Consider the following 20,078-nt stretch of genomic DNA (forward strand, 5'->3'; position numbering starts at 1 on the left):
TTTGCGGAGAGGGATATGCCTAGACCACGCTTTTCAGCCGCATGGGCAGCAGCAATGCGCATTTATGCGCCGATAAATTCCACGGAGAAAGTTGCGCGAACGATTGGGGGCAACGTGGCCACCAATATCCAGCGATCGGGCAAAGCAGAAGTGATCAAATCCCCCGCCTTCGCTGGGAGGCAGCACCCGAGACGATAGGCAGGGGATCGTTCTCTTCGAGGTTTCAGCCTCGTCGATAGCCTGAGAGAGGAATACTATAATGAACAATACCTATGCCTTTGGTACACATCGAGATCTCACGCCGATGGAGCTGTTTTTCCTTGTCTTTGTCGATGAGACATGCAAGGAGCTTGGTGTTGACGATGTAGCAGCGGTGGTTGCCATTGTGGCCGGTCAAAATTGGATGCCAACACGAGCAAAGCCTTTTGGTACCACGCCGGGTACTTCTGTTGCGTCGATATTGAGTCGCAAGTATCTGGACTACGATTTGAAGAAGAAGATCCTCCCAACGCTGACCAACGCCAGCGTTAAGCGCTTGAGGTTCATTCTGGTGAGAAACATCGGGGTTTTCGTTGGGCGCGCGGTTCCTGTCGTTGGCTGGGTCATTGCTGCCAACGATGTCACGATGATCAGCATTCGTTCCGTGTCGCGCTATAACGCGCTTGTTAAGCCTGAGGACAAGGTGTTCTGATGAGCCAATTTACATGGAACGAGTTTGAGGATTTTGTGAGAAGGGAGGCCGGTGTTAGTCCCCAAAAAATTCTCACAAAAGGTCATGCCGTCGAGGGTGATTTGGATATCACTGGCGACGATGCGATCGAGTTTATGGAGAGCTTCTTCGATAAGTTTCCGGTGCAAGTTGGAGATTTTGAGTTCAATCGCTACTTCTCAGGAGAGGGCTTCAGCTTGATTGAAGTGGCGCGGATGGCTTTCTCCAGAAAACGCCGAGAAAAATATGACAAAGTGCCACTGACTCTAGGCATGCTCTATCAGGCTATTTTGGATGGAGAGTGGAACAATCAGCGCTTGGAAAGTCTGCCGCGCTGATCGTACCTCGCCAAATAGACCGGTTTATTTTTTAGGCGATGTGTTGGATCTGTGCACGCGTCTGGAGCCTGCCATGAGACAAAATCCGCTGTTCCAGCGTGTGATATTTTTGGCACTGACGTTGGCGGCACAATCGGGCCATGCAACAGATACGACATCGTCGCCACAAGCCAGCGCCCGAACCTACGCCCAGAATTACAAGGACATGGTGCTCGCCGAGTGTGTCGCGACCGCGTATCGGAATGAACCGTCCGCTGCGATGGACGCGGGATGCAGCGCGAGTGCGCTGATGGACTGGACGTACTTCGATCTTGAACGGAATCCCGACGCGGGCAAATCGCTAGTCAATCGTTTTCTTGCACGCGACTATCGCAATCCGATCGTCGAGTCCGAAATCAAAGGCGTCGGGTTCGATTTTTTGAAATGCCTGGACCTGTACCACAGCAAGGAACTCGACGCTCAGGTCAAACGGTTCGTCATCAACCCGAAGCGCAGCTATCGACTCGATAATCGCTCGTCAGACCGCTCCAGGTGAGGCCGATCCTCCCGCACCGCTCAAGCCCCCGCTTTCACCGGCCGGCCATGCCAGCGCAGCACGAGGTAACGCCCGACGAAACACAGCACGCCGCAGACGCCGATCGTCACACCCATCGCGAACGGCGTGCCGTCCGCCAGTGCGCCGATCGCGATGCTCGCGAGCGCGCCGAGCGCGAGCTGCATCGCGCCGAACACGGCCGCCGACGCACCCGCGTTGTGCGGATAGCGGTGCATCAGGTCGGTCGTGCAGTTCGCGGACAGGATCCCGACCACGCCGACGACGAAGAACAGGCACACGACGATCGACCACAGCCCGCCCAGTCCCGTCAGCGCGACGAATGCGACCGCGAGCGACGCGACGCAGCTCACGAGCGACGCGGTCGCGATGAGGCGCAGCGAGCCGACGCGGCCGACGAGCCGCGTGTTCGCGAAGTTGCCGATCATGATCCCGACGACGTTCAGGCCGAACAGCAGCCCGTAATGCTGCGGCGACACGTGGAAATACTCGATGTACACGAACGGCGTCGCGGTGATGTACGAGAACATCGACGCGAACGCCATCCCGCCGCACAGCATGTGCCCCCACGCGACCGGATCGGACAGGATGCGCCCGTACGACGCGAACGACGCGAGCACGGCCGTGCTCTTGCGCCGCTCCTTCGGCCAGGTTTCGGGCACGCGCAGGTACGCGGTCGCCGCGCACAGCGCGCCGAACGCGGCCAGCACGACGAACACGCCGCGCCAGCCGGCGAAGCGCAGGATCTGGCCGCCGATCAGCGGCGCGAGCAGCGGCCCGACCGCGGTGACGATCGCGACCATCGACAGCACCTTCGCCGCATCGGTCGGCTCGTGCGCGTCGCGCGCGATCGCACGGGCGAGCACCGACGCGGCGCCCGCGCCGAGCGCCTGCAGGAAGCGCACGAGGATCAGCATGTCGATCGAGCCCGACACGAAGCAGCCGACGCTCGCGAGCGTGAACAGCGCGATGCCGCCGAGCAGCACGGGCCGGCGGCCCCATGTGTCGGACAAGGGGCCGTACAGCAGCATGCCGATCGAGAAGCCGGCCATGAAGCTCGTCAGCGTGCGCTGCGCGGCGCCGGGGCTCACCGAGAAACCGTCGGCGATCGACGGCAGGCTCGGCAGGTACATGTCGGTGGCGATCGGCCCGCAAGCCGCGAGCGCGCCGAGCAACAGGATCAGCCGGGCATCGGGCCGGCGCCGGACGACGTGGGACATGGGTATCCGCAATGGAGGCCCGCGCGCATCGGGGCACGCGTGGCGGTGAAGACGGGAGGCTACGCCGCAAGCGGCGCGTTCAAGCACATGATTGTACGCGCAACTTTTTCGCGTGCCGCGCGCGGTCTGCCGCGCCAGGCTGGAACACGCGCGCATGACCGGCGTCGCGGCAGACCGCGCGCGGATTCGATTAAGCTTGCTGCTCCCCGCCTCTCTTGTCTGATCAATCCGACGCACGACCGACCCGATGACCGCCTTCCTGCTGATCTGGAGCCCCAAGAAATGGCCGTGGCCCGAGCTGCCCGACGTCGCCGCGCGCGTGAAGGCCGGCGATGCCGTGCACGACGTGTGGGGCTGCGGCTTCGCGCGCGGCATCCTGCCGGGCGACCGTGTGTTCCTGCACCGCGTCGCGCAGGAGCCGAAGGGCGTGTTCGGCTCGGGCTACGTGACGCGCGCGCCCTACGAGGTGCCCGACCCGGCGACGAAGCGCGGCTACCGGCTGTGCATCGATTTCGTCTACGACTGGCTGGTCGACGCCCACCAGGACGTCGTGATCCCGCGCGACGCGCTGCGCGCGCATCCGTACTCGGTGCAGACCTGGGACGCTCAATCCTCCGGCACGTCGATCAAGCCGATGGTCGAAGGCCCGCTCGAGAAGCGCTGGGCCGAGCTGACCGGCAAGCGCCGGTCGCCACGATAAGCGGGCCGGATCGGCCGCGCGCCGTTCGCGCCGGCCAATCCCCCACGCGCGCAAAGGCCGCAGACCCGGCCGCGGGCCCGCCGGGCGCGTCTCCGGTACAATCAGACGATCGTTCCGCTCAGGCGCCGCGGCCCGTGCACAGGCCCCCGCGCCCTTCTCTCGCAGGTTTCGCACATGTCCAACAATCAGATCCTCTTCGAACGCGCCCAGAAGACCATCCCGGGCGGCGTCAACTCGCCGGTGCGCGCCTTCCGTTCGGTCGGCGGCACGCCGCGCTTCGTGTCGCGCGCGCAAGGCCCGTACTTCTGGGATGCCGACGGCAAGCAGTACATCGACTACATCGGCTCGTGGGGCCCGATGATCGTCGGCCACGTCCATCCGGAAGTGCTGTCGGCCGTGCAGAACGTGCTCGCCGACGGCTTCTCGTTCGGCGCGCCGACCGAAGCGGAAATCGAGATCGCCGAGGAAATCTGCAAGCTGGTGCCGTCGATCGAGCAGGTGCGGATGGTGTCGAGCGGCACCGAGGCCACGATGAGCGCGCTGCGTCTCGCGCGCGGCTTCACGGGCCGCAGCCGCATCGTCAAGTTCGAGGGCTGCTACCACGGCCACGCGGACAGCCTGCTGGTCAAGGCCGGCTCGGGCCTGCTGACGTTCGGCAACCCGACGTCGGCCGGCGTGCCGGCCGACATCGCGAAGCACACGACCGTCCTCGAATACAACAACGTCGCCGCGCTGGAAGAAGCGTTCGGCGCGTTCGGCGACGAGATCGCCGCGGTGATCGTCGAGCCCGTCGCGGGCAACATGAACCTCGTGCGCGGCACGCCCGAGTTCCTGAACGCGCTGCGCGCGCTGTGCACGAAGCACGGCGCCGTGCTGATCTTCGACGAGGTGATGTGCGGGTTCCGCGTCGCGCTCGGCGGCGCGCAGGCGTACTACGGGATCGCGGCCGACCTCACCTGCCTCGGCAAGGTGATCGGCGGCGGGATGCCGGCTGCCGCGTTCGGCGGCCGCCGCGACATCATGGCCCACCTCGCGCCGCTCGGCGGCGTGTACCAGGCCGGCACGCTGTCGGGCAACCCGATCGCGGTCGCCGCGGGCCTGAAGACGCTGCAGCTGATCCAGGCGCCCGGCTTCTACGACGCGCTCACCGCGCAGACGAAGCGCCTCGCCGACGGCCTCGCGGCCGAAGCGCGCGCGGCCGGCGTGCCGTTCGCGGCCGACTCGATCGGCGCGATGTTCGGCCTGTACTTCGCCGAGCGCGTGCCGACCAGCTTCGCGGAAGTCACGAAGAGCGACACCGAGCGCTTCAACCGCTTCTTCCACCTGATGCTGGACGAAGGCGTGTACTTCGCGCCGTCCGCGTACGAGGCCGGCTTCGTGTCGAGCACGCACGACGACGCGGTGATCGACGCGACGCTCGCGGCCGCGCGCCGCGCGTTCGCGGCGCTGGCCGCCTGACCCGGGTCCGCACGCATGTTCTCGGATACCGATTTCGCCCACATGCAGCGCGCGCTGACGCTCGCGGCGCGCGGCATGTATACGACCGCGCCGAACCCGCGCGTCGGCTGCGTGATCGTCAAGGACGGCGACGTGATCAGCGAAGGCTTTACGCAGCCGGCCGGCCAGGACCACGCGGAAGTGCAGGCGCTGAAGGACGCGCGCGCGCGCGGCCACGACGTCGCCGGCGCCACCGTGTACGTGACGCTCGAGCCGTGCAGCCACTTCGGCCGCACGCCGCCGTGCGCGAACGCGCTGATCGACGCGCGCGTCGCGAAGGTCGTCGCGGCGATGGAAGACCCGAATCCTCAGGTGTCCGGGCGCGGCCTCGGAATGCTGCGCGACGCGGGCATCGACGTGCGCTGCGGGCTGCTCGCGCATGAAGCGGGCGAACTGAACATCGGCTTCGTGTCGCGGATGACGCGCGGCCGCCCGTGGGTGCGGATGAAGACGGCCGCGTCGCTCGATGCACGCACCGCGCTGCCGTCCGGCGAAAGCCAGTGGATCACCGGCGAGGCCGCGCGCCTCGACGGCCACGCCTGGCGCGCGCGCGCGTGCGCGATCCTCACCGGGATCGGCACCGTACGCGAGGACAACCCGCTCCTGACCGTGCGCGGCATCGACACGCCGCGCCAGCCGCAGCGCGTGCTGGTCGACAGCCGCCTCGACCTGCCGCTCGATGCGCGCCTGCTCGAAGGCGCGCCGCTGCTGATCTTCTGCGGCCGGCTCGATGCCGCCGGCGAAGTGCGCGCGAACGTGCTGAAGTCGCGCGGCGCGGAAATCGTGCCGCTCGCGAATGCGCACGGCAAGGTCGACCTGCCCGCGATGCTGGCGGCGCTCGGCGCGCGCGGCGTCAACGAGCTGCACGTCGAGGCCGGCCACAAGCTGAACGGCTCGCTGCTGCGCGAGCAGTGCGTCGACGAGCTGCTGGTCTATCTCGCGCCGAGCCTGCTCGGCAGCGACGCGGCCGGCATGTTCGACCTCGCCGCACCGGCGAGCCTCGACGCCCGCACGCGGCTCGCGTTCCACAGCGTCGAGCGGATCGGCGACGATCTGCGGATCCTGGCGCGTGTCGCGCCGCCCCCTGCCACGCATTGAACGGAGCCGTCACGATGTTTACCGGAATTGTCGCGGCCGTCGGCCGCATCGAATCGATCACCCCGCTCGGCGCGTCGCCCGACGCGGGCGTGCGGCTGACCGTACAGGCCGGCGGGCTCGACCTCGCCGATGTCGCGCTCGGCGACAGCATCGCGATCCAGGGTGCGTGCATGACGGTGATCGCCAAGACCGGCACCCGATTCGACGTCGACGTGTCGCGCGAAAGCCTGAACCGCACGGTCGGGCTCGCGCAACCCGGCGAAGTGAACCTCGAGAAGGCGCTGCGCGCGCACGACCGCCTCGGCGGGCACATCGTGTCGGGCCACGTCGACGGCCTCGGTACCGTGACGCGCTTCGCGCCGGTCGGCGAGTCGCACGAGCTGCGCATCGTCGCACCGCGCGAGCTCGGCCGCTATCTGGCGTACAAGGGCTCGATCACGGTCAACGGCGTGAGCCTGACCGTCAACACGGTCGACGATCGCGCCGACGGCTGCGAATTCTCGATCAACCTGATCCCGCATACGGTCGAGGTCACGACGCTGCGTCACGTGACGGCCGGCGACAAGGTCAATCTCGAAATCGACATGATCGCGCGGTATGTCGAGCGGATGATGTCGGCATCGCAGGGCGTGCATCAGGACTGATCGGGCGGTTCCGCCCCCTGGGCAGGGATTGGCGGCTGGCGGCTCGGCGCGGCACCTGGCCTGATGGCCAACGACGCGCACGCGCCATCCCGTCGCGCTAAGATGCAACGGCAGCGTTTTCGGCGCCGCGACGCACGGTGCGCCGCGTACCGGCTGCCCCTTTTCCTCCAGGAGTCGTCCCCATGTCCATCTCGATGTACCAGGCTTCGCTGCCCGTCCTGATCCGCGGCCTGACCAACCTGCAGCACATCCTCGGCAAGGCGCAGGCGCATGCGGCCGAGAAGCAGATCGACCCGTCGGTGTTCATCGGCGCACGCCTCTATCCGGACATGCTGCCGCTCGTCCGCCAGGTGTACATCGCGACCGACACGGCCAAGGGTTGCGCCGCCCGGCTCGCCGGCGTCGACATCCCGAGCTTCCCCGACGTCGAGCAGACGTTCGACGAACTGCATGCGCGCATCCAGAAGACGATCGACTACCTGAAAGGCTTCGACGCCGCGCAGATCGACGGCAGCGAAGAACGCCAGGTCGTGCTCAAGATGCGTGTCGGTCCGATCGAGTTCACCGGGCAGTCGTACCTGCTGAACTTCGTGCTGCCCAACTTCTTCTTCCACGTGACGACGGCGTACGACATCCTGCGTCACAGCGGCGTCGAACTCGGCAAGCTCGACTACCTCGGCGGCCGCAACGACCACGCGTGACGCACGGCGGGGCCCCGGCCAGCCTGCGGCTGCCTGACATCGGGCGGGCCGCGGCGGCCCGGGCAGGCCCGCCTCGCAGGCCGGTCGCGCCGCGTTTCGGCGCGCTCGCCGGCCGCGCGCAGCCGGTGCCAGCCGAAACGCGGCCCGGCTGGCGTAAAATACGCACTTTCCTCTTTCTCGCCCCCTTATGACGCTCGCCTCCACGCTCGACATCATCGCGGAGTTGAAAGCCGGCCGGATGGTGATCCTGGTCGACGAAGAAGACCGCGAAAACGAAGGCGACCTCGTGATCGCCGCCGAATTCGTCACGCCGGAAGCGATCAACTTCATGGCCAAGTACGGCCGCGGCCTGATTTGTCTGACGTTGACGCAGGAACGCTGCAAGCAGTTGCACCTGCCGCTGATGACCTACCGCAACGGCACCCAGTACGGCACCGCGTTCACGGTCAGCATCGAAGCGGCCGAAGGCGTGACGACCGGCATCTCGGCCGCCGACCGCGCGCATACGATCGCCACGGCGGTCGCGCACGACGTCCGTCCCGAGCACATCGTGCAGCCGGGCCACGTGTTCCCGATCATGGCGCAGCCGGGCGGCGTGCTGGTGCGCGCCGGCCACACCGAGGCCGGCTGCGACTTCACCGCGCTCGCCGGGCTCACGCCGGCCGCGGTGATCTGCGAGGTCATCAAGGACGACGGCACGATGGCGCGCCTGCCCGACCTGCTCGAGTTCGCGAAGGAACACGGCCTGAAGGTCGGCACGATCGCCGACCTGATCCAGTACCGCAGCCGCACCGAATCGATCATCGAGCGAATCGCCGAGCGCACGATGCAGACCGCGCACGGCACGTTCCGCGCGGTGCTGTACCGCGACCAGCCGAGCGGCTCGCCGCACATCGCGCTGGTGCGCGGCACGCCGTCGCCCGACGTCGATACGCCCGTGCGCGTGCACGAGCCGCTGTCGGTCCTCGACCTGCTCGAGACGGGCGTCTCGACACACTCGTGGACGCTCGACGCGGCGATGCGCGACATCGCGGAACGCGACCTCGGCGTGATCGTGCTGCTCAACTGCGGCGACACGAAGGAACATCTGATCGACGTCTTCAAGGCGTTCGACGAGGAAGAAAAGGCCGCTGCGCTGAAGCGCCGGCCGGTCGATTTCAAGACGTTCGGCATCGGCGCGCAGATCCTGCGCGATGTCGGCGTCGCCAGGATGCAGGTGCTGTCGAATCCGCGCAAGCTGGGCAGCATGTCCGGCTACGGCCTCGAAGTCACGGGCTTCATTCCGATGCCCGGCGGCGAAGCCAAGTCCTGCCCGGCGTCCCACGCGTAACCCGCCACGACGCTTTCGCCCTATAACCGTTCATCCACACCACGGACCAGATCATGGAAATCGGACAATACCAACCGAATCTCGAAGGCGACGGCCTGCGTATCGGCATCGTGCAATCCCGCTTCAACGAACCCGTCTGCAACGGCCTCGCCGATGCGTGCGTCGAAGAACTCGAGCGCCTCGGCGTCTCCGGTGAAGACGTGCTGCTCGTGTCGGTGCCCGGCGCGCTGGAAATCCCGCTCGCGCTGCAGAAGCTCGCGGAAAGCGGCCAGTTCGACGCACTGATCGCGCTCGGCGCGGTGATCCGCGGCGAGACGTACCATTTCGAACTCGTGTCGAACGAAAGCGGCGCGGGCATCACCCGCATCGGCCTCGACTTCAACCTGCCGATCGCGAACGCGGTCCTGACGACCGAAAACGACGAGCAGGCCGTCGCGCGCATGACCGAAAAGGGTCGTGACGCCGCGCGCGTCGCGGTCGAGATGGCCAACCTGACGATGGCACTCGACCAGCTCGGCGACGATGAGGACGAGGACGAAGAAGACGAAGACGACGAAGAGGAGCGCGCATGAAGAAGAGCGCCCGCCGACAATCGCGCGAGCTGGCGACGCAGGGCCTGTATCAGTGGCTGCTGTCGAACGCGGCCCCCGGCGAGATCGACGCGCAACTGCGCGGCGCGCTCGGTTACGACAAGGCCGACAAGGAGCTGCTCGACGCGATCCTGCACGGCGTGATTCGCGAGCATGCGACGCTCGTCGAAGCCCTCACGCCGTCGCTGGACCGTCCGGTCGACCAGCTGTCGCCGGTCGAACGCGCCGTGCTGCTGATCGCGACGTTCGAGCTCACGCATCATGTCGAAACGCCGTACCGCGTGATCATCAACGAAGCAGTGGAACTCGCGAAGACGTTCGGCGGCTCCGACGGCTACAAGTACGTCAACGGCGTGCTCGACAAGCTCGCCGCGAAGCTGCGCCCCGCCGAAACGCAGGCGCGCCGCAACGGCTGATTCCGCAGGTAGACGGGCGCGCGAGCGCCCGTTTTTCGTTCTCCCTCCCCCTCCCCGCTCCGCCCGACCGATGAATACCACCGCCGATTCGCTCGTCACGCTCGCCGCACGCGTCGACGCGATCCAGCCCTTCTACGTGATGGAACTGATGAAGGAGGCACAGCGGCTCGAGTCCTCCGGGCGCGACGTTATCCACATGGGCATCGGCGAGCCGGACTTCACCGCACCGGAGCCCGTCGTCGAGGCGGCGGCGGCCGCGTTGCGCCGCGGCGTCACGCAGTACACGAGCGCGCTCGGCATCGCGCCGCTGCGCGAAGCGATCGCCGCGCACTACGCGCGCGCGTACGGCCTCACGATCAGCCCCGAGCGGATCGTCGTGACGGCCGGCGCGTCGGCCGCGCTGCTGCTCGCGTGCCTCGCGCTCGTGGGCCGCGACGACGAGGTGCTGATGCCCGACCCGTCGTACCCGTGCAACCGGCACTTCGTCGCGGCTGCCGAAGGCCGCCCGGTGCTCGTGCCGAGCGGCCCGGAAGCGCGCTTCCAGCTCACCGCGGACGACGTCCGCACGCGCTGGGGCAGCCGCACGCGCGGCGTGCTGCTCGCGTCGCCGTCGAACCCGACCGGCACGTCGCTCGAACCGGACGAACTGAAGCGGATCGTCGAAGCCGTGCGCGCACGCGGCGGCTTCACGATCGTCGACGAGATCTACCAGGGGCTCAGCTATGACGCGGCGCCCGTGTCGGCGCTGTCGTACGGCGATGATGTCGTCACCGTCAACAGCTTCTCGAAGTACTTCAGCATGACCGGCTGGCGGCTCGGCTGGCTGGTCGTACCGCCCGCGCTCGTGAGCACGTTCGAAAAGCTGTCGCAGAACCTGTTCATCTGCCCGTCCACGCTCGCGCAGCACGCTGCGCTCGCGTGCTTCGAACCGGCGGCGCTCGACATCTACGAGGCGCGCCGCCTCGAATTCAAGCGTCGCCGCGACTTCATCGCGCCGGCGCTCGAACGGCTCGGCTTCACGGTGCCCGTGATGCCGGACGGCGCGTTCTACGTCTATGCGCACTGCGGCGGCGTCGCCCATCCGGCGGCCGGCGACAGCACGGCGCTCACGCAGGCGATGCTGCACGACGCGGGCGTCGTGCTGGTGCCGGGCATGGATTTCGGCGTGCATGCGCCGCGCGACTATATCCGGCTGTCCTATGCGACCGCCTATTCGCGCCTCGAAGAGGCCGTCGAGCGGCTCGCGACGCTGTTCGGCCAGCACTGACGTCCGAGCGGCCCTCCCGGCCGGCGTGCCGGGCGCTACCGTCCACGCCAAAACGAAAAGGCACCCGAATCGGGTGCCTTTTTGCTTGAGTCCTGCCGGAACCGCAGGGCGTTGCGTGACTTACGCGCCGAGCTCCGAATGATCGCCGTGCGCCTGCTTCGCGGTGTCGACGCTTGCGTCGTCCTGCTGCGGCGCGCCCTTCGGCGCCGCGGCGGCCTTCGCGGCGATCGGCTGCGCGGCGTCGAGCGTCGCGTGCATGCGCTTCGTGTTGCCTGCCGCTGCCGTCACGGCCGCGGTGACGATCGGCTTCGACGGCTGGGCCGGCGCCTGCGGCGCATTCACCGGCACGCTGCGGCCGTGCGCGACGTCGCGCAGGCGGCCGCGCTCGGCCATGACCTTCGAGCCGTACACGGTGTCGTCCGGGTTGGTCGAGCCGTTGTACAGACGCAGGCCGTTCGCAAGCGAGCCGCCGCGGGCAATGCAGTCCTTCAGCACGAGCGCGCCGACCTGCAGGTTCGCGAGCGGCTGCAGCGCGGTGTCGGTACCGCCGAAATATTCGAACTTGTCGGAATGGACCTTCGACATGACCTGCATCAGGCCTTGCGCGCCGACGCCGCTTTCCGCGTACGGGTTGAAGCCCGATTCGATCGCCATCACGGACAGCAGCAGCAGCGGATCGAGGCCGACGTCGTGGCCGGTCTGGAACGCAGCCTTGACGAGCTGGCCGAGCGGCTCCTGGGCGACCCGGTAACGGCGCGACAGGTAGGTGGCGACGAGCGCCTGCTGGCGGTTCGACGCGAGCGCACGGTCGTCGCGCGCATCGGCCGGGACCCGCTGGGACGGGATCAGTTTCGCGAGCGCGACAGGCGACGGGCCGTTGCGGGCCGGATCGGACGCATCGCTCTGCGCGGCGGTTTCCGGTGCCACGTCGAGACCGACGGCGAGCGCATCCGTCTCGGGAGCCTCTTCCTGCTGCGGCTGCGCGCCGGCGGGCGCGAAGTTCGGCAGCGGATGGCCGGTCAGCAGACGGGCCGGACCGGCCTGCACGGCCGCGGATACGACCGGCATCAGCTTCGCGGCGAGGTTCCCGCGCACGGTCGGCAGCAGCCACAGGGCCAGTGCGATCGCGACGGCGAAACAGCCGACGACGCTGAATAAATGGTGACTGACTCGCGTCCCGCGACGCAGCATGTTGCGCACGATCTGTGCATGCTGCTCACTGGGACGCCACGATAACCAAGCGTTCATTCAGATCATCTCCCATGAACATGACTCGTGCGGCTCGCTCGGCTCGATGGCGAGACAGAAAACGCGCCGCGGAATCACGACGCCGCACGCCTTGGTCGGGGCATGCAGGCATCGGGGAAACGGTATAAGTACCGTTCGAGGCCACGGTATAAGACGGCCGGCACCTTCGCACATTGGGCGAGGCGGGCATACGCGGTGGCACCCACGCAAAAAACCAGCGTCTGGTGGCGCTGGCTGGGACTACGACAAAGGCCGTCGAATACGCCGTGCAGGTTTCGGCGGACGGTGACGCGCTGCGTCAAAGATCGGTGATTGGCGGCTCGAAGCCTTTTACCCTGCAGCCAATGTGAGCGGATTCTAGCAGGGTTTTATAGATCGTCAACACTATAAAACCTTCAAATTATAACAAAAAGTAATTTTGAACCGCCCTTCAGATCGCGAGCCCCCTGCCGTAGGGGCTCTCCGCGCGGTCCACTTTTTTCTCCGCCCGGGCGTGCGCGCGGCGGCCCGGGTAAAATCTGCGCTCGATTCGGGGCCGCAGCCGGCCGCTGCGCCCGCCCATCGCTGCCCGCCTTGCGGGCGGCCCGGACCTTGTTCATGAAATACAAAGACTTACGCGATTTCATCCAGCGCCTCGAGGCGCTCGGCGAACTGCGGCGCGTCACGCAACCCGTGTCGCCCGTGCTCGAAATGACCGAGCTGTGCGACCGCGTGCTGCGCGCCGGCGGCCCGGCGCTGCTGTTCGCCGCGCCGCCCGGCAATGCGTTCCCGGTACTCGGCAACCTGTTCGGCACACCGCGCCGCGTCGCGCTTGGGATGGGCGTCGATGCCGGCGACGACGCCGCGCTCGGCTCGCTGCGCGACCTCGGGCGGCTGCTGTCCGCGCTGAAGGAGCCGGATCCGCCGAAGAGCCTGAAGGACGCCGGCAAGCTGCTGTCGCTCGCGAAGGCCGTATGGGACATGGCGCCGAAATCGGTGTCGTCGCCGCCGTGCCAGGAGATCGTCTGGGAAGGTGCCGACGTCGACCTGCACAAGCTGCCGATCCAGACCTGCTGGCCCGGCGACGCGGGGCCGCTCGTCACGTGGGGCCTCACGGTCACGCGCGGGCCGAACAAGCCGCGCCAGAACCTCGGCATCTATCGCCAGCAGCTGATCGGCCGCAACAAGCTGATCATGCGCTGGCTCGCGCATCGCGGCGGCGCGCTCGACTTCCGCGAATTCGCGTTGAAGAACCCCGGCAAGCCATATCCGGTCGCGGTCGTGCTCGGCGCGGATCCGGCCACGACGCTCGGCGCGGTGACGCCGGTGCCCGATTCGCTGTCCGAGTATCAGTTCGCCGGCCTGCTGCGCGGCAGCCGCACCGAGCTCGCGAAGTGCCTGACGCCCGGCGTCGACACGCTGCAGGTGCCCGCCCGCGCGGAGATCGTGCTCGAAGGTTTCATTTATCCGCAGGAAGGCGCGCCCGCCCCTGCCCCGGCCGGCGCACCGCCGCGGCCGGCCGGCAACGCGTCGGCCGCTTATGAGCACGCGCTCGAAGGCCCGTACGGCGACCACACCGGCTACTACAACGAACAGGAGTGGTTCCCGGTGTTCACCGTCGAGCGCATCACGATGCGTCGCGACGCGATCTATCACTCGACCTATACGGGCAAGCCGCCCGACGAGCCGGCCGTGCTCGGCGTCGCGCTCAACGAGGTGTTCGTGCCGCTGCTGCAGAAGCAGTTCACCGAGATCACCGACTTCTACCTGCCGCCGGAAGGCTGCAGCTACCGGATGGCGATCGTCCAGATGAAGAAGAGCTACGCCGGCCATGCGAAGCGCGTGATGTTCGGCGTGTGGAGCTTCCTGCGGCAGTTCATGTATACGAAGTTCATCGTGGTCGTCGACGAGGACGTGAACATCCGCGACTGGAACGAGGTGATCTGGGCGATCACGACGCGCGTCGACCCCGTGCGCGACACCGTGATGGTCGACAGCACGCCAATCGACTATCTGGATTTCGCGTCGCCCGTCGCGGGCCTCGGCTCGAAGATGGGGCTCGACGCGACCAACAAGTGGCCCGGCGAGACGAACCGCGAATGGGGCCGCCCGATCGAGATGGACGCCGCCGTGAAGGCGCGCGTCGACCGCCTCTGGCAGGAGATCGGACTGTAAGTCCGCGCGCTGAACGCACCCGACAAGAACGACGATGAGCTTTCCTCCCGCCTCGATGCTGTCCGACGGATTCTTCCTGTCGCTTTCGCTATGTCTCGACATCGGCCTCGTCAACGTCGCGATGCTGTCGCTGACGCTGTCGCACGGCTTCCGGCCCGGCTTCTGGCTCGGCGTCGGCTCGTGCGTCGGCGACCTCGTCTACGCGGCGCTCGCGCTCGCCGGCATGGCCGTGCTGCTGCAGTTCGAGACCGTGCGCTGGATCGTCTGGATCGGCGGCGGTGCGGTGCTGCTGTTCCTCACGTGGAAGATGGCGCGTGAAGCGCTCGCGCCGGCCGGCGGCACCGACGACGGCGATGCGGACGACACGCCGCAGCCGCGTGCCAGTGCGCGGCGCAGCTTCATGCGCGGGATGCTGCTCGCGATGTCGTCGCCGAGCGCGATCCTGTGGTTCGCGGCGGTCGGCGGCGCGCTGATCGCGAAAGCCGGCGCGACCACGCCGGCCACGGCGTCGGTGTTCCTGTCCGGCTTCTTCCTCGGCGGCCTCGCGTGGACGCTGTTCATGTGCACGCTCGCGAGCCAGGGCCGCAAGCGCGCGGGCGCGGGGCTGATGCGCGCATGCCACGTCGCGTCGGCGCTGCTGTTCGCGTATTTCTCGTACAGCGTGATCGTCGGCGGCTATCGCGACCTGATCGCGCACGCCGTGTCGTAACCGGCGCGCACCGGATCGCGCGCCCAATGAAAAACGGCGCAACGCCCCACGCGGGACGTTGCGCCGTTTTGCCGCGCGCGGTCAGGCCGCCGCGCGGAATGCGTCAACGACGCCAGTAGCCGTGGTGGCCCCAGCCGCCGTAACCGTGACGCCAGTACGGACGGCCGTAGTAGCCGCCGACGACCACGGGGGGCGGTGCATAGTAGGCCGGCGCCGGCGCGTAATACACGGGCGGGGGCGGCGGTGCGTAGTACACGGGCGGCGGCGCCGCATACACGGGATACGCAGGTGCGATCGGAACCCCGATGCCGACCCCGATCGACACGTGGGCCTGCGCGGCGCTCGCGGCACCCAGGCCCAGCGCGGCGGCGGCGATGAACGGAATGAGCTTTTTCACTTCGATTCTCCTGCTGGAGCGGTAATTTGTGCGCTCCTGTCGGCAACGGCGGGCATGCACGTCGCATGCAAGCAATGTAGCGAAAACCCGCCGCGCGCGTATCGCGCATTTGTTGCAAATTGCAATTCCATCCGGCTGCAAACACCGTGCGGCGTGGCCTTGCGGATCCTTGACATCGCTTGCCGGTCGCGTGATTCCGTCCGACCAGTGAAAGCGCGACACATTGTCCGGTCAGTCTTACCGGATCCGGCAAGCACGGCGGGCACGCTTCCGTAATGAACGATTACAAATTTGAGACAAGACGCCGACAATTCAACGGGGATGTGGCCCCCGCGTGATTCGGGGCCGAATCACGCGATCGTCGCGGGCGGCGAAAACGGCCGCGCGAATTTACCGCTACCCCGTATCGAACGCCGCCGTCCAGGTCGTCCTCGCCCGGCGTTGCCCTTGCGCGGCCGCCCCGTCATTCCTGCGATACTGGCGGCTGCTCCGTTTTCGCTTCGTGACCCGCCATGTCCCTTCCCGACACTCCTCGCCTCGGCTTCATCGGCGCCGGCCGCCTGGCGCGCTGTCTCGCCCTGCGTTTCGCGGCGGCCGGCTTTCCGGTCGTCGCGATCGCGAGCCGCACGGCGGAATCGGCCACGGCACTCGCCGCGCGCATCGACGGCTGCCGCGCGCTCGACACGCCGCAGCAGGTCGTCGACGCCGTCGACCTGATCTTCCTCACCGTGCCCGACGACCATCTCGCGTCGACCGCCGCGGCGCTGCGGTTCGACGCGGCGCGCGCGGCGAGCCAGGCGCTCGTCCATTGCAGCGGCGCGTCGGCGGTCGAGCTGCTCGATCCGACCAAGCGGCAAGGCGTGGCCACGGGCGGCTTCCATCCGCTCTACCTGTTCGGCGGCACCGACGCCGATCTCGCCCGCATCGACGGCTGCTCGGTCACGCTCGAAGCCGACGGCGCGCTGCACGCGACGCTGCTGCGGCTTGCTGACGCACTCGGCTGCCATCCGCTGTCGATTCCGGCCGGCGGCCGGATGCTCTATCACGCGGCCGCCCATTACGCGGCGAGCTTCGCGCTGTGCGGCCTGTCGGAAGCGGTCGAGCTGTGGCGCGGCCTCGGCTTCGACGAGGAAGCGGCACTGCGCGCGCTGCTGCCGATGCTCGCCGGCACGATCGAGACCGCGCGCGACAAGGGCCTCGCGAACGCACTCGCGGGCCCGGTATCGCGCGGCGACACCGGCATCGTCGAGCGTCAGCTCGCGCTGCTCGAGGCGCGCGGCGGCGATCACGCGACGCTGTACGCGCTGATGACCCGCCGCGCGGTCGCGCTCGCGGCGAAGCGCGCCGCGCCGCCGGCCGCGCTGCCGGCGCTCACGCAGGCCGTCGAAACGTCGCTCGCGCGCACGACCGGGCACCCCTCCCCGCCGCGGGACGAGGCGTGATAAGGTGTCGGCCGATGCGCCGCCATCCGGCGTTGGCGGCCGCACGCTACTCGACTGTATAAAAAGGATGCCAACGATGTTCGGCGAGATCGCCCGTTTTCTGCTCAATACCGTCTTCACGCTGTTCGGCGCCGCGCTGATCCTGCGCGTCTGGATGCAGGCCGTCCGCGTGCCGCCGTACAACCCCGTCACGCAGGCCGTGCTGCAGGCGACCAACTGGCTCGTGCTGCCGCTGCGCCGCGTGATCGCGGGCGTGCGCGGCATCGACTGGGCAAGCGTCGTCGCAGCGCTGCTCACCGCGCTCGTCTATGTGGTGCTGATGGTCGTGATGGCCGGCTTCGACCCGGCCTCGGTGATCGCGACGCTCGTCGTGGTCGCGCTGCTCACCGTCGTGAAGTGGGCGCTCAATCTCGTGATCTGGATGACGATCCTGATGGCGCTGCTGTCGTGGCTCAATCCGCGCTCGCCGGCGATGCCGATCCTCTACCAGCTCACCGCACCGTTCCTGAACCCGCTGCGCCGTGTGATCCCGAACCTCGGCGGCATCGACCTGTCGCCGATCCTGCTGTTCGTGATCGTGCAGGTGCTGCTGATGATCGTCACGCGCGCCGCCGTGTCGCTGACGATCTTCGGCATCTGATCCGACGTGTCGCGCTACGCTGCCGGCCCCTGCGCCGGCGGCGCCTCGAGCGTGTCGATCACGCCGAAATTCGCCGGAATCATCGCGTAGCACACGCGCACTTTCTCGCGCGACACGCGCTCGAGCAGCCGCTTCGCCTCGTCCTCGGTGACGATGAACTCGACCTCGACCGCGAGCGAACCCTGCAGTTCGAAAAAGCGGTCCTCGTGCAGCACCCGATGCCGGCCGAAGCCGGCCATCGCGCGAAACGCCGAACCGCCCGCGACCCCCATCCGGTTTCCCTCCTCCAGCAACCACTCCCACAGCGGCTTCCAGTGCAGCCGGTGCTGCTCGTGCACGTAGAAGCGCAAGAAGACCCTGTCCATCGCGTCCTCCCGGTGCCGGCGCGCTCAGGCCGCCGCGAACCACGCGCGCGCGGTCCACATGCCGAGCGCCGTCAGCGTGAACGATCCAGTCAAGTGTAGGGCAGCCACCGCGAACGCCCATCCGAATTCGCCCTGCACCGCGTGCGTCATCACTTCGACCGAATAGGTCGAGAACGTCGTGAGGCCGCCGAGGAAGCCGGTGATCACGAACAGCCGCCACTCGGGCGGCAGCCCGACGCGGGTGGTAAAAACGACGGCGGCAACGCCGATCACGTAGCCGCCGATCAGGTTCGCGGCGAGCGTGCCGAGCGGCACGGCGGGAAAGAACGCGTTGAGCGCAAGGCTCAGAAACCAGCGCAGCAATGCGCCGAGTCCGGCGCCGACGAAGATCGCGACCATCGAATAGAACAAGGGAACTCCTCGCTGACGAGCCCGCATCGCGGATGCGGCCTACGCCGAACTGTATGCGCAATCGCGCCGCGACGGCAATTCCGGAGGGCCGGCGGACGAGGCCCGGATCGCGTCGCACCGGCATCACGCATTTCGTTATTCCGGCATCCGTGCCGCAATCGATTTTTTCCAATCGATTACGCCGGACATTACAAATCAAACCGGCGTCGATTATTTATCAGATTTTTAATACCGGAAAGATCAGCTTCATCGGGCGGCACGCCAGCGCCTGAACGCCGCATTCCATTGGTATTTCACGTATTTACCCTCATCAGATATTCCCGTATTCGTTCGATATCCGATGCAATTTACGCAGCCGATTTCGTAGAATTGTTTCGCCCCCTACTCCATCGACATGGAGATTCGAAGAATGAACAATATCCGCCTGTCTTCCATGTTGATAGCGGCGCTGTGCGCGTCGCTGCTCGCGTCGAGCGTCGCGCTCGCCGGGGACAACGGGCCGCCGCCCTACGTCGAGGGCGCCCGTGCACCCAAGGGATTCGCCCGTCCGCCGTTCCATACGAAACCGCGCTCAAGCACGGCCACGGTGGCCGGCCTCACGCCGGCGCTCACCCGGCACGCGTACGGATTCGACACGATCGCCAACCAGGGCGACGGGATGGTCGTTGCGATCGTCGACGCATACGACGACCCGCGGATCGAGTCCGATCTCGGCGTGTTCAGCAACGCGTTCTCGTTGCCGGCCTGCACCACGGCGAACGGCTGCTTCACCAAGGTATATGCACGCGGCGCGCGGCCCAGGGCCGATTCGGGCTGGGCGCTCGAGATATCGCTCGACGTCGAATGGGTGCATGCGATCGCGCCGAAGGCGAGAATCGTGCTCGTCGAGGCCGCGTCGGCCAGCTTCAACGACCTGATGGCCGCGGTCGACGTCGCGGTCAAGCGCGGCGCGTCGGTCGTGTCGATGAGCTTCGGCGGCAACGAGTTCAACAGCGAAACCGGCTTCGACAGCCACTTCAACGTATCGGGTGTCACGTTCGTCGCGTCGTCCGGCGACAGCGGCACCGGCACCGAGTACCCGGCGGCGTCGCCGTACGTGGTGGCGGTGGGCGGCACGACGTTGTCCACCGACGCGTCCGGCGCCTACGTCGGCGAGGCCGCGTGGAGCGGCAGCGGCGGCGGCGTGAGTTCCGTCGAGGGCGAACCGGCCGGCCAGACCTCCTGGCCGGTGCCGGTCGCCGGCAAGCGCGGCGTGCCCGACGTCAGCTACGACGCGAACCCGTCCAGCGGTTTCGCGGTGTACGACTCGGTCACCTACCAGGGGCAGGCGGGCTGGTTCCAGGTCGGCGGCACCAGCGCAGGCGCGCCGCAATGGTCGGCACTCGTCGCGATCGCGAATTCGCTGCGCGCGGCGGCCGGCAAAAGCCCGTTGAGCGGTACCTACAACACGCTCTATACGGTCGGGAAAAACGCCTACGGCAGCGACTATCACGACGTCACGACCGGGTCCAACGGCGGCTGCGGCAGCATCTGCAACGCCGCGGGCAGCTACGACTACGTGACCGGCCTCGGTTCGCCGCAAGCACCGGCACTCGTGCAGGCGCTCGTCGGCCAGCCGTAACGGGTGAACGCAGGCCGTGCCGGGGTGC

Annotated in this window: 23 protein-coding genes; 18 read left to right on the forward strand and 5 right to left on the reverse strand. The window is 67.4% G+C overall.

What is annotated here, in order from left to right; genetic code table 11:
• The first annotated feature begins 259 nt into the window (after nt 1-259).
• From DID99_RS14050 to DID99_RS14060, 3 genes are all read left to right on the forward strand, one after another.
• Nucleotides 260-691 carry an STM2901 family protein gene (locus DID99_RS14050; RefSeq protein WP_124487774.1) on the forward strand — a complete coding sequence of 144 codons (432 nt, stop codon included), beginning with the start codon at nt 260-262 and terminating at the stop codon, nt 689-691.
• Nucleotides 691-1,047 (forward strand): DUF1493 family protein, encoded by a 357-nt coding sequence (locus DID99_RS14055; protein WP_124487773.1) that lies wholly within the window; start codon nt 691-693, stop codon nt 1,045-1,047. The genes DID99_RS14050 and DID99_RS14055 overlap by 1 nt, the downstream gene beginning before the upstream one ends.
• A gap of 73 nt (nt 1,048-1,120) precedes the next feature.
• The gene (locus tag DID99_RS14060; RefSeq protein WP_124487772.1) at nt 1,121-1,582 is read left to right on the forward strand and encodes a type VI secretion system amidase immunity protein Tai4; all 462 of its coding nucleotides are present in this window, start codon (nt 1,121-1,123) and stop codon (nt 1,580-1,582) included.
• Nucleotides 1,583-1,602: 20 nt separating this feature from the next.
• Here DID99_RS14060 and DID99_RS14065 read toward each other — a convergent pair whose 3' ends face one another.
• On the reverse strand, nt 1,603-2,820 hold the full coding sequence (locus tag DID99_RS14065) for a Bcr/CflA family multidrug efflux MFS transporter (RefSeq protein ID WP_124487771.1): 1,218 nt from the start codon (nt 2,818-2,820) through the stop codon (nt 1,603-1,605).
• A 247-nt stretch (nt 2,821-3,067) separates the two neighbouring features.
• On the opposite strand from DID99_RS14065, the gene DID99_RS14070 reads away from it, so the two are divergent.
• The 9 genes from DID99_RS14070 (at nt 3,068) to DID99_RS14110 (ending at nt 11,063) form a co-directional block, all read left to right on the forward strand.
• Nucleotides 3,068-3,520 (forward strand): hypothetical protein, encoded by a 453-nt coding sequence (locus tag DID99_RS14070; RefSeq protein ID WP_124487770.1) that lies wholly within the window; start codon nt 3,068-3,070, stop codon nt 3,518-3,520.
• 174 nt (nt 3,521-3,694) lie between these two features.
• Nucleotides 3,695-4,978 carry a glutamate-1-semialdehyde 2,1-aminomutase gene (hemL, locus tag DID99_RS14075; RefSeq protein WP_059680798.1) on the forward strand — a complete coding sequence of 428 codons (1,284 nt, stop codon included), beginning with the start codon at nt 3,695-3,697 and terminating at the stop codon, nt 4,976-4,978.
• Between the two features lie 15 nt (nt 4,979-4,993).
• Nucleotides 4,994-6,115: a bifunctional diaminohydroxyphosphoribosylaminopyrimidine deaminase/5-amino-6-(5-phosphoribosylamino)uracil reductase RibD gene (gene ribD / locus DID99_RS14080; RefSeq protein ID WP_124666957.1), complete on the forward strand. Its 1,122-nt coding sequence runs from the start codon at nt 4,994-4,996 to the stop codon at nt 6,113-6,115.
• Nucleotides 6,116-6,129: 14 nt separating this feature from the next.
• Nucleotides 6,130-6,759 (forward strand): riboflavin synthase, encoded by a 630-nt coding sequence (locus DID99_RS14085; RefSeq protein WP_124571033.1) that lies wholly within the window; start codon nt 6,130-6,132, stop codon nt 6,757-6,759.
• Between the two features lie 182 nt (nt 6,760-6,941).
• Nucleotides 6,942-7,460 carry a DUF1993 family protein gene (locus DID99_RS14090; protein WP_124487766.1) on the forward strand — a complete coding sequence of 173 codons (519 nt, stop codon included), beginning with the start codon at nt 6,942-6,944 and terminating at the stop codon, nt 7,458-7,460.
• 187 nt (nt 7,461-7,647) lie between these two features.
• Nucleotides 7,648-8,790, forward strand: a complete 1,143-nt coding sequence (gene ribBA / locus DID99_RS14095) for a bifunctional 3,4-dihydroxy-2-butanone-4-phosphate synthase/GTP cyclohydrolase II (protein ID WP_124666958.1) — start codon at nt 7,648-7,650, stop codon at nt 8,788-8,790.
• A gap of 53 nt (nt 8,791-8,843) precedes the next feature.
• Entirely contained in the window at nt 8,844-9,362 is a 519-nt protein-coding gene (gene ribH / locus DID99_RS14100; RefSeq protein WP_124521635.1) for a 6,7-dimethyl-8-ribityllumazine synthase, read from the forward strand.
• A complete protein-coding gene (gene nusB / locus DID99_RS14105) occupies nt 9,359-9,796 on the forward strand; it encodes a transcription antitermination factor NusB (RefSeq protein WP_044846225.1) in 438 nt (145 codons plus the stop codon). The genes ribH and nusB overlap by 4 nt, the downstream gene beginning before the upstream one ends.
• A gap of 70 nt (nt 9,797-9,866) precedes the next feature.
• On the forward strand, nt 9,867-11,063 hold the full coding sequence (locus DID99_RS14110) for a pyridoxal phosphate-dependent aminotransferase (RefSeq protein WP_124571034.1): 1,197 nt from the start codon (nt 9,867-9,869) through the stop codon (nt 11,061-11,063).
• A 120-nt stretch (nt 11,064-11,183) separates the two neighbouring features.
• On the opposite strand, the gene DID99_RS14115 is transcribed toward DID99_RS14110, so the two are convergent.
• A complete protein-coding gene (locus DID99_RS14115; RefSeq protein ID WP_124571035.1) occupies nt 11,184-12,311 on the reverse strand; it encodes a lytic transglycosylase domain-containing protein in 1,128 nt (375 codons plus the stop codon).
• Nucleotides 12,312-12,908: 597 nt separating this feature from the next.
• Here DID99_RS14115 and DID99_RS14120 point away from each other — a divergent pair.
• Together DID99_RS14120 and DID99_RS14125 are read left to right on the forward strand one after the other, a co-directional pair.
• Nucleotides 12,909-14,465, forward strand: a complete 1,557-nt coding sequence (locus DID99_RS14120; RefSeq protein ID WP_124487762.1) for a UbiD family decarboxylase — start codon at nt 12,909-12,911, stop codon at nt 14,463-14,465.
• A 34-nt stretch (nt 14,466-14,499) separates the two neighbouring features.
• Complete coding sequence (locus DID99_RS14125; protein ID WP_124487761.1) at nt 14,500-15,174, forward strand: LysE family translocator; 675 nt, start codon at nt 14,500-14,502, stop codon at nt 15,172-15,174.
• A 103-nt stretch (nt 15,175-15,277) separates the two neighbouring features.
• Here DID99_RS14125 and DID99_RS14130 read toward each other — a convergent pair whose 3' ends face one another.
• Complete coding sequence (locus tag DID99_RS14130) at nt 15,278-15,571, reverse strand: hypothetical protein (RefSeq protein WP_044846230.1); 294 nt, start codon at nt 15,569-15,571, stop codon at nt 15,278-15,280.
• Between the two features lie 512 nt (nt 15,572-16,083).
• Between DID99_RS14130 and DID99_RS14140 the strand changes: the two genes are divergently transcribed.
• Both DID99_RS14140 and DID99_RS14145 read left to right on the forward strand, forming a co-directional pair.
• Entirely contained in the window at nt 16,084-17,013 is a 930-nt protein-coding gene (locus DID99_RS14140; protein WP_124666959.1) for a Rossmann-like and DUF2520 domain-containing protein, read from the forward strand.
• A 76-nt stretch (nt 17,014-17,089) separates the two neighbouring features.
• On the forward strand, nt 17,090-17,653 hold the full coding sequence (locus tag DID99_RS14145) for a YggT family protein (RefSeq protein WP_044846232.1): 564 nt from the start codon (nt 17,090-17,092) through the stop codon (nt 17,651-17,653).
• Between the two features lie 14 nt (nt 17,654-17,667).
• Here DID99_RS14145 and DID99_RS14150 read toward each other — a convergent pair whose 3' ends face one another.
• Nucleotides 17,668-18,018, reverse strand: coding sequence for a DUF190 domain-containing protein (locus DID99_RS14150; protein ID WP_124487758.1), 351 nt, complete (start codon nt 18,016-18,018; stop codon nt 17,668-17,670).
• Between the two features lie 24 nt (nt 18,019-18,042).
• Entirely contained in the window at nt 18,043-18,429 is a 387-nt protein-coding gene (gene crcB, locus DID99_RS14155; RefSeq protein WP_044846234.1) for a fluoride efflux transporter CrcB, read from the reverse strand.
• A gap of 53 nt (nt 18,430-18,482) precedes the next feature.
• On the opposite strand from crcB, the gene DID99_RS14160 reads away from it, so the two are divergent.
• Both DID99_RS14160 and DID99_RS14165 read left to right on the forward strand, forming a co-directional pair.
• Entirely contained in the window at nt 18,483-18,701 is a 219-nt protein-coding gene (locus DID99_RS14160) for a hypothetical protein (RefSeq protein WP_124666960.1), read from the forward strand.
• Between the two features lie 137 nt (nt 18,702-18,838).
• The gene (locus DID99_RS14165) at nt 18,839-20,050 is read left to right on the forward strand and encodes a S53 family peptidase (protein WP_124666961.1); all 1,212 of its coding nucleotides are present in this window, start codon (nt 18,839-18,841) and stop codon (nt 20,048-20,050) included.
• Nucleotides 20,051-20,078 lie beyond the last annotated feature (28 nt).

Source organism: Burkholderia sp. Bp8986, from assembly GCF_003854225.1.
Classification (GTDB): Bacteria; Pseudomonadota; Gammaproteobacteria; order Burkholderiales; family Burkholderiaceae; genus Burkholderia.

Bases quoted from the DNA above. Each gene is read 5' to 3' on its own strand.
- ribD (WP_124666957.1), top strand. From the start codon at position 4,994: ATGTTCTCGGATACCGATTTCGCCCACATGCAGCGCGCGCTGACGCTC.
- DID99_RS14110 (WP_124571034.1), top strand. From the start codon at position 9,867: ATGAATACCACCGCCGATTCGCTCGTCACGCTCGCCGCACGCGTCGAC.
- DID99_RS14090 (WP_124487766.1), top strand. From the start codon at position 6,942: ATGTCCATCTCGATGTACCAGGCTTCGCTGCCCGTCCTGATCCGCGGC.
- ribBA (WP_124666958.1), top strand. From the start codon at position 7,648: ATGACGCTCGCCTCCACGCTCGACATCATCGCGGAGTTGAAAGCCGGC.
- DID99_RS14150 (WP_124487758.1), bottom strand. From the start codon at position 18,018: ATGGACAGGGTCTTCTTGCGCTTCTACGTGCACGAGCAGCACCGGCTG.
- DID99_RS14140 (WP_124666959.1), top strand. From the start codon at position 16,084: ATGTCCCTTCCCGACACTCCTCGCCTCGGCTTCATCGGCGCCGGCCGC.
- DID99_RS14125 (WP_124487761.1), top strand. From the start codon at position 14,500: ATGAGCTTTCCTCCCGCCTCGATGCTGTCCGACGGATTCTTCCTGTCG.
- DID99_RS14050 (WP_124487774.1), top strand. From the start codon at position 260: ATGAACAATACCTATGCCTTTGGTACACATCGAGATCTCACGCCGATG.
- ribH (WP_124521635.1), top strand. From the start codon at position 8,844: ATGGAAATCGGACAATACCAACCGAATCTCGAAGGCGACGGCCTGCGT.
- DID99_RS14070 (WP_124487770.1), top strand. From the start codon at position 3,068: ATGACCGCCTTCCTGCTGATCTGGAGCCCCAAGAAATGGCCGTGGCCC.
- DID99_RS14060 (WP_124487772.1), top strand. From the start codon at position 1,121: ATGAGACAAAATCCGCTGTTCCAGCGTGTGATATTTTTGGCACTGACG.
- DID99_RS14145 (WP_044846232.1), top strand. From the start codon at position 17,090: ATGTTCGGCGAGATCGCCCGTTTTCTGCTCAATACCGTCTTCACGCTG.
- DID99_RS14165 (WP_124666961.1), top strand. From the start codon at position 18,839: ATGAACAATATCCGCCTGTCTTCCATGTTGATAGCGGCGCTGTGCGCG.
- DID99_RS14055 (WP_124487773.1), top strand. From the start codon at position 691: ATGAGCCAATTTACATGGAACGAGTTTGAGGATTTTGTGAGAAGGGAG.
- DID99_RS14085 (WP_124571033.1), top strand. From the start codon at position 6,130: ATGTTTACCGGAATTGTCGCGGCCGTCGGCCGCATCGAATCGATCACC.
- hemL (WP_059680798.1), top strand. From the start codon at position 3,695: ATGTCCAACAATCAGATCCTCTTCGAACGCGCCCAGAAGACCATCCCG.
- DID99_RS14160 (WP_124666960.1), top strand. From the start codon at position 18,483: ATGCGCAATCGCGCCGCGACGGCAATTCCGGAGGGCCGGCGGACGAGG.
- nusB (WP_044846225.1), top strand. From the start codon at position 9,359: ATGAAGAAGAGCGCCCGCCGACAATCGCGCGAGCTGGCGACGCAGGGC.
- DID99_RS14120 (WP_124487762.1), top strand. From the start codon at position 12,909: ATGAAATACAAAGACTTACGCGATTTCATCCAGCGCCTCGAGGCGCTC.
- DID99_RS14065 (WP_124487771.1), bottom strand. From the start codon at position 2,820: ATGTCCCACGTCGTCCGGCGCCGGCCCGATGCCCGGCTGATCCTGTTG.
- DID99_RS14115 (WP_124571035.1), bottom strand. From the start codon at position 12,311: ATGAACGCTTGGTTATCGTGGCGTCCCAGTGAGCAGCATGCACAGATC.